At 38.9% G+C, this 12,980-nt stretch carries 16 protein-coding genes; 8 read left to right on the top strand and 8 right to left on the bottom strand.

Going from position 1 to position 12,980, the window contains the following annotated elements:
* Nucleotides 1-73 precede the first annotated feature (73 nt).
* A complete protein-coding gene (locus CA2015_RS08585) occupies nucleotides 74-1,342 on the bottom strand; it encodes an aspartate kinase (RefSeq protein WP_048641539.1) in 1,269 nt (422 codons plus the stop codon).
* A 55-nt stretch (nucleotides 1,343-1,397) separates the two neighbouring features.
* Between CA2015_RS08585 and fbp the strand changes: the two genes are divergently transcribed.
* Nucleotides 1,398-2,414: a class 1 fructose-bisphosphatase gene (fbp, locus tag CA2015_RS08580; protein ID WP_048641538.1), complete on the top strand. Its 1,017-nt coding sequence runs from the start codon at nucleotides 1,398-1,400 to the stop codon at nucleotides 2,412-2,414.
* A 4-nt stretch (nucleotides 2,415-2,418) separates the two neighbouring features.
* Here fbp and CA2015_RS08575 read toward each other — a convergent pair whose 3' ends face one another.
* Genes CA2015_RS08575 through yihA form a run of 3 tightly spaced genes read right to left on the bottom strand, consistent with a single transcriptional unit; the run spans nucleotide 2,419 to nucleotide 3,844 of the window.
* Nucleotides 2,419-2,736, bottom strand: a complete 318-nt coding sequence (locus CA2015_RS08575; RefSeq protein ID WP_048641537.1) for a hypothetical protein — start codon at nucleotides 2,734-2,736, stop codon at nucleotides 2,419-2,421.
* Between the two features lie 5 nt (nucleotides 2,737-2,741).
* Nucleotides 2,742-3,179 carry a DUF5606 family protein gene (locus tag CA2015_RS08570; protein WP_048641536.1) on the bottom strand — a complete coding sequence of 146 codons (438 nt, stop codon included), beginning with the start codon at nucleotides 3,177-3,179 and terminating at the stop codon, nucleotides 2,742-2,744.
* 59 nt (nucleotides 3,180-3,238) lie between these two features.
* Entirely contained in the window at nucleotides 3,239-3,844 is a 606-nt protein-coding gene (yihA, locus tag CA2015_RS08565; protein WP_048641535.1) for a ribosome biogenesis GTP-binding protein YihA/YsxC, read from the bottom strand.
* Between the two features lie 116 nt (nucleotides 3,845-3,960).
* On the opposite strand from yihA, the gene ubiE reads away from it, so the two are divergent.
* From ubiE to CA2015_RS08530, 7 genes are all read left to right on the top strand, one after another.
* Nucleotides 3,961-4,683, top strand: a complete 723-nt coding sequence (gene ubiE, locus CA2015_RS08560) for a bifunctional demethylmenaquinone methyltransferase/2-methoxy-6-polyprenyl-1,4-benzoquinol methylase UbiE (protein ID WP_048641534.1) — start codon at nucleotides 3,961-3,963, stop codon at nucleotides 4,681-4,683.
* Nucleotides 4,632-5,411: a type IX secretion/gliding motility protein PorT/SprT gene (porT, locus tag CA2015_RS08555; RefSeq protein WP_048641533.1), complete on the top strand. Its 780-nt coding sequence runs from the start codon at nucleotides 4,632-4,634 to the stop codon at nucleotides 5,409-5,411. Before ubiE ends, porT begins: the two co-directional genes overlap by 52 nt.
* Before the next feature lie 60 nt (nucleotides 5,412-5,471).
* Nucleotides 5,472-6,233, top strand: a complete 762-nt coding sequence (locus CA2015_RS08550; RefSeq protein WP_048641532.1) for an SDR family NAD(P)-dependent oxidoreductase — start codon at nucleotides 5,472-5,474, stop codon at nucleotides 6,231-6,233.
* On the top strand, nucleotides 6,230-6,991 hold the full coding sequence (locus tag CA2015_RS08545) for a M15 family metallopeptidase (protein ID WP_048641531.1): 762 nt from the start codon (nucleotides 6,230-6,232) through the stop codon (nucleotides 6,989-6,991). The genes CA2015_RS08550 and CA2015_RS08545 overlap by 4 nt, the downstream gene beginning before the upstream one ends.
* A 40-nt stretch (nucleotides 6,992-7,031) precedes the next feature.
* On the top strand, nucleotides 7,032-7,802 hold the full coding sequence (locus CA2015_RS08540; protein WP_048641530.1) for a ThuA domain-containing protein: 771 nt from the start codon (nucleotides 7,032-7,034) through the stop codon (nucleotides 7,800-7,802).
* Between the two features lie 554 nt (nucleotides 7,803-8,356).
* The gene (locus tag CA2015_RS08535; RefSeq protein WP_048641529.1) at nucleotides 8,357-8,836 is read left to right on the top strand and encodes a membrane protein; all 480 of its coding nucleotides are present in this window, start codon (nucleotides 8,357-8,359) and stop codon (nucleotides 8,834-8,836) included.
* Between the two features lie 157 nt (nucleotides 8,837-8,993).
* Complete coding sequence (locus tag CA2015_RS08530) at nucleotides 8,994-9,293, top strand: hypothetical protein (protein WP_048641528.1); 300 nt, start codon at nucleotides 8,994-8,996, stop codon at nucleotides 9,291-9,293.
* Nucleotides 9,294-9,391: 98 nt separating this feature from the next.
* Here the strand turns inward: CA2015_RS08530 and CA2015_RS08525 are convergent, their stop codons facing one another.
* From CA2015_RS08525 to CA2015_RS08510, 4 genes are all read right to left on the bottom strand, one after another.
* A complete protein-coding gene (locus tag CA2015_RS08525) occupies nucleotides 9,392-9,907 on the bottom strand; it encodes a peroxiredoxin family protein (protein ID WP_048641527.1) in 516 nt (171 codons plus the stop codon).
* 74 nt (nucleotides 9,908-9,981) lie between these two features.
* The gene (locus CA2015_RS08520; RefSeq protein WP_048644434.1) at nucleotides 9,982-11,838 is read right to left on the bottom strand and encodes a Xaa-Pro dipeptidyl-peptidase; all 1,857 of its coding nucleotides are present in this window, start codon (nucleotides 11,836-11,838) and stop codon (nucleotides 9,982-9,984) included.
* Between the two features lie 96 nt (nucleotides 11,839-11,934).
* Complete coding sequence (gene msrB / locus CA2015_RS08515) at nucleotides 11,935-12,384, bottom strand: peptide-methionine (R)-S-oxide reductase MsrB (RefSeq protein ID WP_048641526.1); 450 nt, start codon at nucleotides 12,382-12,384, stop codon at nucleotides 11,935-11,937.
* A 51-nt stretch (nucleotides 12,385-12,435) separates the two neighbouring features.
* Nucleotides 12,436-12,963 (bottom strand): peptide-methionine (S)-S-oxide reductase, encoded by a 528-nt coding sequence (locus CA2015_RS08510; RefSeq protein WP_240477949.1) that lies wholly within the window; start codon nucleotides 12,961-12,963, stop codon nucleotides 12,436-12,438.
* Nucleotides 12,964-12,980 lie beyond the last annotated feature (17 nt).

Raw genomic sequence — 12,980 nt, 5'->3', positions numbered from 1 at the left:
ACAACTGAAATGTCTGATTTTTATGTGGTTTCCTATCACATTAAGTAAGCCTTTTGAATTTTTGAACTAACATTTAATCCTCAAACAACCATTGAATCAGATCAGGACTTCTTTGCTCCAGGAGAAGCTCATTGTCAAACCTGCGGTAATGTTCAATTTCTGAAAGTGATGGATTTTTGACAGTTACCAATTTTAAATTTCTAGTGACCTTCACTTGAAAGATGTCTTGAAATGCTTTTATTATTTGATCATCCTCCATTGAAAGAGGGTTGATAATAATATTAATATGGGCGGCAGCTCCTTGAATAAATTGAATTTCCGCATTGATTTTATCAGCCACATCATAGATATAGTCAAAATGAAAACCTCCCAACATGGACAGGTCTCTGATTTTCAATTCAATCAGCGTTAGTTTCTTTTTTATAATGGTAATGGGAATTCTTGGTGCTTGACCAAAAGCCCCTATTACCGTACCTGCTGTAGTGGGATTAAAAAATGACTTCACATGTAGAGGTATGCCATGCTTGCTGAGTGGCTTAATCGTTTTAGGATGAATAACACTGGCCCCATAATAGGTCATTTCCGCAGCTTCTTCAAAGTCAAGGTATTCAAATTTTACCGCATCAGGAAAAAGATCAGGATCTCCATTGAGAATACCTGCAACATCCTTCCAGATGGTGACTGAAGAAGCACCTAAGCTTACCCCCATAATTGCGGCAGTGAAATCCGAACCTTCCCGCCCTAATGTAGTGGTGTTTCCTTGTAAGTCTTTGCCTATAAACCCTTGGGTAACTACAGGAAAAGTCTCCAGCTTTGGAATCAAAATCTTTCTACAGTGTTGCATGGTCAAGGCCCAATCCACTCGGGCAATTTTGGCATGAGAATCAGTACTTACCAATTCCCTTGCATCCTGCCAAAGACAAGGACAACCCTTTAAACAAAGGTATTCTTGAAAAATTCTGGTAGAAATAAGCTCTCCATAGCCTATAATTTGATCATAGAAGAAATCTTGATTTTCTTTTATCGCACTATTTTCAAGTGAACGCCGCAAATGTGCAAAGTGATTCTCAACCCTAATAAATATTGGATGATCATCCTCAAACAGGCCTTTACATAGGTCCAGGTGAAAGTCTAATAATTCGAATAAGGGCCCATCAAAGTACTTACCCTCAAATGATAAGGCAATAAGCTCCTCCAATCTATCTGTAGTTTTCCCAGCTGCTGAGACCACTATTACCAAATTATTTACCCAGTTGTTTTTGAGTAATTGAGCAATTCTTTGAATGGCTTTTGCATCTTTTATAGAGGCCCCACCAAACTTATATACTAAAGGTTGTGTCATGAAAATAGGGTAGAAAAAGTAATTTTATTAACAATAATCTATTAACTTCAAAGGTATGAAGACACAGCCTTACAAACAAGATACTGAAAACCTTGCCTACAATGTCGGGGTAACATTGGATCGTTTTATAAAAAGTAAACAGGAAGATTTTCCTTTTGCTTCTGGGGAGCTCTCTCAAATCTTGCGTGACATTGCCTTGGCAGCAAAAATTGTGTCCCGAGAAATCAGTAGGGCTGGCCTGTCTGATGTTACAGGAGCCTTTGGTCAAATCAATGTCCAAGGTGAAGAACAGCAAAAACTTGATGTAATTGCAGATGTTCGATTCACAAGGGCCTTAACAAAAGGTGGTGAGGTTTGTGCTATCGTTTCTGAAGAAGAAGACCTGGTTATTGATTTGCAGAATAGTAAGGGAAAATATGTAGTGGCCATAGACCCACTTGATGGCTCTTCCAATATTGATGTAAATGTATCTATAGGGACAATTTTCTCTATTTATCGAAGAGTAACCCCATCTGGATCTCCTATCAAGGAAATCGATGTGCTACAAAAGGGCAGCGAGCAGGTAGCTGCCGGATATGTGCTTTATGGTTCTTCCACAATGTTGGTTTATTCCACAGGTCGTGGTGCCAATGGCTTTACCTACGAAAGGTCTTTGGGTGAATTTTTCCTTTCTCATCCAGACATGAAAATGCCTGAAGATGGAAATATATTTACCATGAATGAGGGTCTTACACCCCTAATCAATCCAAATATTTTATCTTACCTAGAGAGTTGCAAACGAGAAGGAGCTTCTGCAAGGTACATTGGAAGCTTGGTGGCAGATTTTCATAGAAATCTACTCAAGGGAGGAATCTACCTATACCCTGGAACAAGCCAAGCCACCAAAGGTAAAATAAGGTTAATCTACGAAGCCAATGCACTTGCATTTATTGCAGAGCAAGTGGGAGGTGTAGCATCAGACGGGAAAAACAGAATTTTAGACATACAACCAGAAAGCTTGCATCAGCGCACACCTTTTTATATTGGATCTACAAAAATGGTGAGAAAGCTGGAGAAAATTCTCAATCCCTAAGCGATTACTCTTTGTATTTCTGTCTAAAATGTACTTTTATCAACTGCCTGTCTACTATGGCTAAAGACATCTGATGAGTAATTTCTTCAGGTGGGCATTGATTTAATATTTCACGAACTTTTCCTTCACCAAGGTCTAAACGATAACAAAGTTGAAGAAACCTTTCAAATTCCCGATTAAGCAATTGTGAAACCATTGGGGAAATGGCTTTTGCTAAGCCCTCTTTGTCAATTGACTCAGGAGTTTCAGGCAGTTGCAGTAAATCTTTAAGATCTACTGCGACTGTTTGAATAATGGCTGAATCAGCATTAGACGGATTCATTGAATTTATTCCTTCTCTTCTTTGGATTCACTTTCTTCAGTTGCTTCAGGTTCCTCAAGAACTTCCGGGCATTCTGATCGAACGATATGGTACCAGTTGATCAATTTTTTGACATCAGATGCATAAACTCTATCTTCGTCAAACTCAGGAAGAATATGCTTCATAAAAGCCTGATATTCTTCTTTGTCAGCTCCTTCAAGGCCAGTATCTCCTTTAAATTCTTTTTCTATTTTGATCATAATGTCCTGAAGTGGAGAAGCACCCTCTTCAGTAAGTGTATAAATGGATATTTCACTCAAAAGGGAAACCCTTTGTGCGGCACCAACGACCAATTTACCTTTCTTTTCATCCAGAGATTCGAGGATTACTCCACTTCTGCTGGGCTTTAGTACTTTATATAAACCTGGTTTTCCAGAAACAGTGGCAATGTCTTTAAATTCCATGATAGTTATTTATTTTTTTGGCTTAAAATATAAGGTAAACTTGAGAAAATATGGGGTTCTTACCCCTGCTCATAGTAATCCGATACGTTTTCTTCAATAAACTGGGTCAACTCATCTCTACCAACTCTTGTCATGGCAGAGGTAACAAAAAACTCTGGGGCCTCTACAAACATTTTTTCCATTTCATCAAGAAAGCGATGAACATTATCGGAAGTTTTTGATTGTGATTGTTTGTCTGCTTTTGTAAAAATCAAGGTTACAGGCAGTTCCAATTGTCCACACCAGGTAATAAATTCAATGTCTATGGGTTGGGGTGCCAGACGGCTGTCGATCAACACAAAAACTGAAACCAGATTTTCCCTCTCAGTAAGGTAATTGCGAATCATTTTGTTCCAATCGGCTTTTAATTTTTTATTGGCTTTAGCAAAGCCATAGCCTGGAAGATCCACCATGTACCATCGTGAATCTATTTCAAAGTGATTGATTAACTGAGTCTTACCGGGCTTTCCAGAAGTTTTAGCCAGGTGTTTGTGATCGGTAAGCATGTTGATTAGAGAACTTTTCCCAACATTGGATCTACCAATAAAAGCGAACTCCGGCTTATTAGGTGCCGGACACTTTGTGTGGTCAGTATTACTCATTAAAAAGCGTGCATTCTTCAACATGGCCCTTTTTTTTTACAAAGGTAACTAAATTCCGCAATGGTCTCCAAACCATTAATTCATTAACAATTTTCCATTGCTCAAGTTTACTTAGTAATATTGTATAGAAAATAGAAGCCATGTCCGTAGTTCCATACAAAAATCAAAAAGAAGGCAAGAAGCAACAAGTTGCCAACATGTTTAATAATATTAGCAAAAATTACGATTTGCTAAACCACGTGCTAAGCTTGGGAATAGACATTATCTGGCGAAAGAAAGCCATTAAAATGTTGCAGAATGACCATCCTAAGTTAATATTAGACATTGCCACCGGTACTGGTGACTTTGCTATAGAAGCCTTAAGTCTTAAGCCGGAAAAGATAATCGGGGTGGACATTTCCGAAGGGATGCTCAATGAGGGGCGCAAAAAAATGAAACAAAAGAAACTGGATCACCTTATTGATTTGCAAATGGGAGATTCAGAAAAGTTGCTCTTTGAAGAAAATAAGTTCGATGCTGTCATCGTTTCTTTTGGTGTCAGGAACTTCGAAAACCTCGAAAAAGGACTGGCAGACATGTACAGGGTACTTAAACCAGGAGGAAAAACGGTGATATTGGAATTTTCAACACCAAAAAAATTCCCGATGAAGCAAGCTTATTCCTTTTATTTTAAATATATTTTACCTCAAATTGGTAAAGTCATCTCTAAGGACAATTCCGCTTATACCTATTTACCCGAATCGGTTAAAGCTTTTCCTGATGGAAATGATTTTATTAATATTCTTGAAAGGGTAGGTTTCAAAAAAACGCAATGCAAGACGCTAACATTTGGCATAAGTTCAATTTACATTGGTATAAAGTAATTCTTTTTGGCTTGTGCCTGCTCTTTACCCAGTCCCAACTGGTACAGGCACAGCAAAAAAGCCTTATTTTTAATCCCTCTGGAAGTGATAACCAACCATTGTCTTATGGTTTTTTCCTTGCTGCCCACAATAGTAGCCTCAGAATCAAATATTCTGAAAACTTTCTGAACCCTAATTATCCATTACTTGGAGATGTAAGGGCTATAATGCCAAGCTTCTCACCTGGCTTTGCTTTGGGTTTTTTGGTTACAGCAAGGCTTCACGATCAGGTAAACCTTATGTTTACTCCTAAGGTTGGTTTTTATGAATACCGTACAGAATTGCAACTTTTTACAAATGACCCAAATGCCATAAATGGTATAGGAATCAGCACAGTACCTTTACTTACAGAAGAAACACTGGTAGAAATGCCCCTATTATTTAAATATAAATCTCAACGGTTTAATAATACCCGTATGTTTTTTATAGGTGGGGTCAATGGTCAGTTCAGGACTAAAAACCAAGAAGAAGCCAATGAAGATCCTATTGCATTGAAAGGTACTGACCTAGCACTGGAAATGGGTTTGGGTTTTGATCTTTATTTCCGCTATTTCAAATTCTCCCCTGAAATACGTTTTTCTCACGGCATGATGAACCTTCATCAGGAAGGATATTCCGACAATCGTATGGCAGGAGCCATTTCAGACATCCGAAGAAAATCCATCACTGTTTATTTAAATTTTCAATAAGGAGAAAGCATTGCAGCCCGATTGACTTTTAATCTTAGGGGAAAACATTTATCTTCCCTTATGGAAAAGAAAATTGCATTTATCACAGGAGCTACTTCCGGTATAGGTAAGGCATGTGCCCAATACCTGGCTGAAGAAGGTTTTGCCATCATCGCTTGCGGGCGAAGAAAAGAAAGGCTTATAGAGCTAAAAACACTTCTTCCAGAAAACACCCCCTACCAATATTTGGTTTTCGATGTAAGGGAAAAAAGGGCCGTATACAGCGCCATAGATTCCCTGCCTGAAGATTGGCAAAAAATAGAAGTATTGATCAACAATGCAGGCAATGCCCATGGCCTAGACTTTATACAAAATGGCAGCGAAGACGACTGGGATGCCATGATGGATATCAATGTAAAAGGTTTACTCTATGTATCAAAAAAAATAATACCTGGTATGGTGGAGCGAAAACATGGACAAATCATTAATATTGGCTCCACTGCTGGCAAAGAGGTATACCCTAAAGGAAATGTCTATTGTGGATCCAAGCATGCTGTGGATGCAATCACCAAAGGCATGCGTCTGGATCTAAACCCTTATGGTATCAAAGTAATGGCCATCAACCCCGGCTTGGTAGACACGGAATTTTCTCTGGTCCGATTCAAGGGAGATGAAGACAAAGCCGGCAATGTATACCAAGGTTTTACACCACTCAAGGCAGAAGATATTGCAGATGTGGTACGCTTTGCGGTCACAAGGCCTCCCCATGTGGTTTTGGCAGATGTAATTGTCCTACCAACAGCTCAAGCAAGCACTACCCAAATACACAAAGAAGGCTTATGAAAAGGCTTATCGCCAGCTTGATAATCCTATCTATCCTGGCTTGCGGTGAAAGCAGGCAAAATAACACCATTGTAACGCTTAAGGAGAATGGCCATGAAAAGGTCATAAAAGACAGCGTAATAATGGAGTTAACAAGCGATCCAATAGGAGAATTAGAACAAAGACTAATTGACGCTGGGCTTGTAGACCTACAGAAAGAAATACCAGGCTTATTGGTAGACCTTAGGTATTCTACCAAAAATAATTTCTTTGGTAAGGATGTATATGGAAAGCTTACTCGCTGTTATTTACAGCCTGAAGTGGCTAGTAGCTTAAAAAAAGCACATTCTGTCCTACAACAAAAAGACAGCACATTGACCTTTCTCGTTTACGATGGTGTAAGGCCTTTGTCTGTGCAGCAAATTCTTTGGGATGAATTGGACAAGCCGGAAAAGATAAAACCCCTTTATGTAGCAGATCCTCAAAAAGGAAGCTTACACAACTATGGTGTGGCTGTAGACCTAAGCATAGCAGATATAAGGACTGGAAAGTCCTTGGATATGGGCACAGATTTTGACTTTTTTGGGTATCCTGCTTATCCAGACAGGGAAGATCAAATGCTTAGAGAAGGAAAAATCAATGAACAACAAGTTGAAAATAGACAATTACTTAGAAAAGTGATGAATGCGGCAGGCTTTAAGGGCATTGGCTCTGAGTGGTGGCACTTTAATGCATTTAGTAGAAAAAATGCCAAAGAGAAATTCGACATTGTAAAATAAAAATGGTATAATCGTCCCTTGTTTTTAATTCAAAATACCTATGAATAACCTAAATAATAAACTAAGCCTATTTTCGCTACTGATTGGCTGCCTTCTATTGGCAACCTTTCCATCAACTGCCCAGGCACAGCAATTCAAAGCTTTGGTCATCAGTAAGACTTCCGGTTTTAGACATCAGTCAATCCCAGAAGGAGTTGCTGCCATAAAAAAATTGGCAGAAAAACACCGATTTAGCGTATATGCAACAGAAGACGCAAGTTTGATCAATGATAAAAATCTTGAAAATTACGATGTCATCATTATGATGAGCACCACCGGTACCATTTTCAATGCAGATGAAAAAGCAGCATTTGAACGATTTGTTAAAAGTGGCAAAGGAGTGGTAGGTGTACATAGTGCAACAGATACAGAATATGACTGGCCTTGGTATACCAAATTGATAGGTGGCCAATTCAACCACCATCCACATCAGCAAACAGCAAGAATTAAAGTGATGAATGGAGACCATCCTGCAACCTATCACCTTAATGACAAATGGCTTTGGACAGATGAGTGGTATGAGTACAAAAATTTCAATACTGATGTCAATATTCTCCTACAATTGGATGAAAGCTCTTATGATGTAGGGAAACGAAATGGTAAAAAAATGGGCATGGGAGCAGTTCACCCTATCTCTTGGTACCATACCTATGATGGCGGAAGGGTGTTTTACACTGGCTTAGGCCACGTGGAAGAAGCCTTTGAAGATGCTGATTTTCTTAAACACCTCTACGGTGGAATCTGGTATGCCGCTTTAGGCAAACCTCTCTAACTACCGCTTCAAAACATAAACCACTTTATAGAACAAAGAATTACATAAACCCAATTATCTTACGACCAACCACCTTTGCTGCCAATTAAAGCGAAGGTGGTTTTTTTTCTTCTTTTTAAATAGCATTCTATTACAATAGATCATCTTGTATAGTATAAAATAGAAAAAAATGCTAATTAGAGATATTGGTGCTAATAGGCAGTTTTATACAAGCATTTATTTTCTGCTTTCTACCTCTGTTATCACTCCTTATCTGATATAAATCAGGTTTTAAATTCACTCATTTGCGTATATTTGATTGTAAACAAATTAAACTCGGATTATGTAATAGGATTTCTCCGTCCTGACAATAGTCAGGGGTGAAGCCTGTCCCGTGTTTACAGGAAGTGTTGCAATCGCAAGACAATCGGCTGTTTGGAGAATTTAGCATAGCACCGCTATGGTGAAATTCAAAACAGCATCGAAGTGGCTGATTTTGAAGCGATTTCAGCACTTAATAGATTGTCTATTAGATAATGAAACCCTATTTCAAAATCCGGGCTAAACACTGATCAATGGAAAACATCACTTTTGCTCGAGTAATTCATGTATTGGCTGTAATTCTTTGGATAGGTGGAGTAGCAATGGTTACCACGGTGATTATTCCAGCTATTAAACGGTTTGGTTCAAAAGAAGAACAAATCAAAACTTTCGAAAAAATTGAAGGTCGATTTGCCCTACAGGCTAAAATTACCACTTTGCTAACAGCAATATCTGGGTTTTATATGATGTATGAACTGAATGCCTGGGACAGATACCTTGATTACAGGTTTTGGTGGATACATGCCATGACCTTGGTTTGGCTAATATTTACCCTGGTTTTGTATGTTTTAGAACCCTTAGTACTTCACAAGTTATTTAAGGAATATGCGGAAAAAAATCCTACAAAAACTTTTTCATTTATACACAAGGCCCATTGGATTTTGCTTGTGCTAAGTCTACTGACTACAGCTGGAGCTGTGGCGGGAAGCCATGGTCTTTATTTTATTAAATAAGCGATCACGCACCATAAGGCCTATTCTAAACGGATTTGAAGTAAATTCGAAACTAAATTTAAAATTGTAGCTCCTACAATGTTCCAAGACCTAAATTCGCCTTGGTTTGTTATGGGCTATCAATTGGCTATATTGGGTCCACCTTAAATAAATAGTAATGTTGGCCAAAGAAATAAACAGAGAACAACTATACAAATGGAATACACGAAGTAGTACGCTAACTTTGGTCATTTATATTCTTTATGGCATTTTTTACCGTGTAGACCTTTCTGTGTGGTATGATTACTCCCTTATGGCCATTACCCTATTTAATATTGGTTTAGTATCAGTCCTCCTTTTTATAAGCTTGACGAACAGGCACCTGGTAGATCACCTCAAAACAGCCGTATTATTGGGGATATTTCGGCTGGCCATCAATTTAGTTTTACTAACGCTTATAGTAAACAACAGCCTATAGAAGTGTGGTTTTATTCTTCTAAGGCCATTGATCCAGGTTGTTATTAAAATTCAAAAGAAAATTTCTATTACGGGACTAAGTCCTTAATAACGGAGAAATTATTTTCTCAATCCCTCCAATACAGTCATAAAATCCTTAACAGGTAATCGATCGGAATTCTTCTTTCCTATGTACCTATAAACTTCTTTTCCATCAGGGCCAATCAATATCAATGCTGGAAAATGAACAAGTTGATTGTGGAAAGAATAACCATCAGGAATTCCTAATTCATCAGCCAATTGAGCATCTACGTCCCTATAAATGGTGAAACTGTCCCCGTCAAGGTTTTCGGCCCATTCCTTGATTTCTTCTTCCGTGTCTGGTTTAATAAAGACTTGTAATACATCTTTCAAATCTGTCGTTTCCTCTACATAATCATTGGTATGTCGAATGCAATAAGGACATTCGGTTTTAAGCAAGAAATGCAATGCCACGTATTTTCCTTTTGCTTCACTTAAAACAAACGGTTTTTGATTTCCTACGGCGGGAAGGGTAAAGTCTTTAACTTTATCCTGAGCCATAAGCGATTGGGAAAAGAATAAAAAGGTTAATAGTAATAGTGTTTGTGTTTTCATGGTTTGTTTACTAAGGTGATTAAAAAAGCAATTGTTCAGGAAAATTTCGGGTCCAATTAAAAAAGTCCTATCTATTAAGGCTTGGCAAAACTTTGCATCAAAGCCTCTCTTCCGCCTACAACAGGTAATTCTAAAACTGTATGTTCAATATCCACCGTAAGTTCAGTTCCTGGGCTTGGCCATACTGTAAACTCCTTGTCACTAGAGAAAACCATCAGGCCTATTTTTTGACCTTTCGGAATAATTTGATCATCAGGCTGTAATGGAAAGGTCATGCTGTAAAATTTATCTGGCTTTAAAGGTTTTCCTTTTCTAAGAGAAGCATGATTTTGGGGATCAGCCCAACCTCTAGTAATAATATTATCAGTGATTTTTGCTTTTTTTCCTGGATCCCAAGGCAAGGAAACAAGCCAAACAGAAAGGTTGGCTGCTGGTTTATTGGAAGCGAGCTTTATGGTTATTTCAGGTACACCAGATAAATGTAAGTCTTCTTTTAATTCTGGGCTAACAAACAGCAAGCGGTGCTTGGTTAGTTCAGCCTGAGCTAGAGAAGCTCCATCAAATGAATAATTGTCCACCAAAGTTTCCTTTCCTTGGTTTTCAACTGGCATTAGGTTTAATTCTCCAGCGGCAGGTGCATTTCCTTTGAGATAAAGTTTAACTGCTGAAGCTTCTGGGTTGGGGTAAGCTGGATAAGGTGTTGGTTGGTCTTGGGGATCATTTTCTCTTACTATCCAAACTTTGGCATCTTGCTCTACCTCATTTTCTACCCCATGTAAATACCTTGTAAACCAACGGTTCATCATCGAAAACGGTGGTGGTCCACCATGTCCTCCTTGATGGTAAAAGAGTTGGGAAGGTATTCCCATTTCCACTGCCTTTTTATAAATTCTATAGCTATGTTCAGGCATTACATTCCAATCATTAAAGCCATGTGACATCAACAAAGCTGCCTTCATGGGTTGCATTTGGTTTAGGTAATCACGGCCAGACCAGAAATCGTTTAAATCACCGCTTTCCCTGTCCATGCCTTTTTTCATTTCCTTATCACGAATACGTGCATTATTTCTTGCACGCATGGCTGTATCTCCACTATGAATAAAATCGTACAATACGTCTATGTCTTCACCCAAATACCCTCCTGGTGACCGAACCAGTCCATTTGACCGGTAATAATGATAATAGGAGGTATTGGGTGCAATGGGTATAATCGCCTCCAAGCCTTCCACACCAGTGGTGGCAGCGGCCAATGGAATGGTTCCATTATAGGAAGTGCCGGTCATCCCAACCTTTCCGGTGGACCAATAAGCTTCTACCTTTTCATTTCCGTCAATACTGGTATATCCATCTCTGCGACCACCAAGCCATTCAATCACGGCCTTAGGGGCAAGAGATTCATTTATCCCCCCTACTGTTGGCGCTCCCTGGGATAAACCCGTGCCTGGTGAAGAGGAATGAACAACAATATAGCCTCTTGGTACCCATTCTCGGGTATGAGAGTCTGATATAAATGGCCGTTTATAAATGGTTTTGACTTGCGGATGTGCCCTCTCTTTCGGTGGTTTTCCCAATTCATGTTTCACATCCCAAAAAAGCCCTGGAACATTTGGCGCCACTCCTGCGAAATAAGGACTTGAAACGTATACAACAGGTAATTTTAACCCTTCATATTCCGTCTGATAAGGCCGAGTTACATCCACATGCATGCGGTCCATTTTACCATCCGCATCACTATCAAAATCGGTTTCCACCCAAAGGTCATGTCGTATCCATTTACTTGGATCCTTAAAAGCCTTCACCTCTTGAGCTTCACCGTTTTCAAAAACCGGCACTGCTTTTTCTTGGGCGAGAGACTGAGACGCTGTCATGACCAATATTAAAAAAGCCCTTAGGGCAATATTCACTGTAGGATAGGGTTTAGAATAGATCATTGGGGCATGCATTTTGTTTTAATGGATAATGGCCATGTTTTTATTTCTGGGTAAAATGAAGCACAGAAAACAATGGCCGGAATCTAATACTTAGGCTTATTTTTCTTCTTCCACTTTTTTAAGGGAAACAGCATTCATACAAAAGCGCAATCCACTTGGTGCTGGACCATCTGGAAACACATGTCCTAAATGGGCATCGCAGGTATTACAAGTAGTTTCCACCCTTACCATACCAAAGCTACTGTCCTTGTGATGGGCTACAGCATTGTCTTTTATTGGTTTCGTAAAAGAGGGCCAACCTGTTCCGCTTTCAAATTTTTCACTTGCATCAAATAGCAAAGTACCACAACACACGCAAGCGTATATACCTGGATCAAAAGAACTACACACGTCAGAACTGAAAGCACGCTCTGTACCCTTTTGTCTTGTTACACGAAATTCCTCTTCAGTAAGTAATTCTTTCCATTCTGCCTCTGTCTTTTCCACCCTACGGTCGGGCTTTAAATTTCCATTATTGGCGTAGTTGATTATATCATTCCAATTCATAGGTATTTGCTTTATGTTTTTCTAAATTCTCCGATAATCCAAGCTCGTGGATTATTTTACCATTGCCTTTTGAAAACGTTCTTTCAAGGCATTTAGTTTAGGTTTTATGTAGCTGGTACAAAAAGGCAGATCAGGATTTTTGTTATAATAATCCAAAAATTGCTCTGTATTAATCTTAAAATCTATAAATGGAATCACTTTGGTGACAATCTCTCTGTCAAAATCAGACTGCATTTCTAACAGTACTTTCCTACTGATCTCTTCTTGCTCCTCATTAAAATAATAAATGGCAGACCGGTACTTTTTCCGAAAAGCATGATCACTTGTACAACTGTGCGAATGCAGGTGAATGGCTATCAACAAGGATAAATCAACCAAAAGCGGATCGAAAGTGATTTCTACGCCTTCTGACCATTTCTGATAAGGAGATTCAGATGAAATCCATCCTTGCTTAACCTCCTTAACGCCCAACACAGACTGAAATATGCCCTCAGTACACCAATGACAACCTCCTCCTAATCCCAATTTCATCGTTCTCATTTGAAATAAATTCCTTTCTGATAAAACCAGGTATTGCATAAACCCGGATTAAGTAA

This window comes from Cyclobacterium amurskyense (assembly GCF_001050135.1).
GTDB classification, from domain to species: domain Bacteria; phylum Bacteroidota; class Bacteroidia; order Cytophagales; family Cyclobacteriaceae; genus Cyclobacterium; species Cyclobacterium amurskyense.
The sequence above is the reverse complement of the archived record's forward strand: the minus strand, read 5'-3'. Positions and strand labels throughout refer to the sequence as shown.

Bases quoted from the DNA above. Each gene is read 5' to 3' on its own strand.
- CA2015_RS08585 (WP_048641539.1), bottom strand. From the start codon at position 1,342: ATGACACAACCTTTAGTATATAAGTTTGGTGGGGCCTCTATAAAAGAT.
- fbp (WP_048641538.1), top strand. From the start codon at position 1,398: ATGAAGACACAGCCTTACAAACAAGATACTGAAAACCTTGCCTACAAT.
- CA2015_RS08575 (WP_048641537.1), bottom strand. From the start codon at position 2,736: ATGAATCCGTCTAATGCTGATTCAGCCATTATTCAAACAGTCGCAGTA.
- CA2015_RS08570 (WP_048641536.1), bottom strand. From the start codon at position 3,179: ATGGAATTTAAAGACATTGCCACTGTTTCTGGAAAACCAGGTTTATAT.
- yihA (WP_048641535.1), bottom strand. From the start codon at position 3,844: ATGTTGAAGAATGCACGCTTTTTAATGAGTAATACTGACCACACAAAG.
- ubiE (WP_048641534.1), top strand. From the start codon at position 3,961: ATGTCCGTAGTTCCATACAAAAATCAAAAAGAAGGCAAGAAGCAACAA.
- porT (WP_048641533.1), top strand. From the start codon at position 4,632: ATGCAAGACGCTAACATTTGGCATAAGTTCAATTTACATTGGTATAAA.
- CA2015_RS08550 (WP_048641532.1), top strand. From the start codon at position 5,472: ATGGAAAAGAAAATTGCATTTATCACAGGAGCTACTTCCGGTATAGGT.
- CA2015_RS08545 (WP_048641531.1), top strand. From the start codon at position 6,230: ATGAAAAGGCTTATCGCCAGCTTGATAATCCTATCTATCCTGGCTTGC.
- CA2015_RS08540 (WP_048641530.1), top strand. From the start codon at position 7,032: ATGAATAACCTAAATAATAAACTAAGCCTATTTTCGCTACTGATTGGC.
- CA2015_RS08535 (WP_048641529.1), top strand. From the start codon at position 8,357: ATGGAAAACATCACTTTTGCTCGAGTAATTCATGTATTGGCTGTAATT.
- CA2015_RS08530 (WP_048641528.1), top strand. From the start codon at position 8,994: ATGTTGGCCAAAGAAATAAACAGAGAACAACTATACAAATGGAATACA.
- CA2015_RS08525 (WP_048641527.1), bottom strand. From the start codon at position 9,907: ATGAAAACACAAACACTATTACTATTAACCTTTTTATTCTTTTCCCAA.
- CA2015_RS08520 (WP_048644434.1), bottom strand. From the start codon at position 11,838: ATGATCTATTCTAAACCCTATCCTACAGTGAATATTGCCCTAAGGGCT.
- msrB (WP_048641526.1), bottom strand. From the start codon at position 12,384: ATGAATTGGAATGATATAATCAACTACGCCAATAATGGAAATTTAAAG.
- CA2015_RS08510 (WP_240477949.1), bottom strand. From the start codon at position 12,963: ATGCAATACCTGGTTTTATCAGAAAGGAATTTATTTCAAATGAGAACG.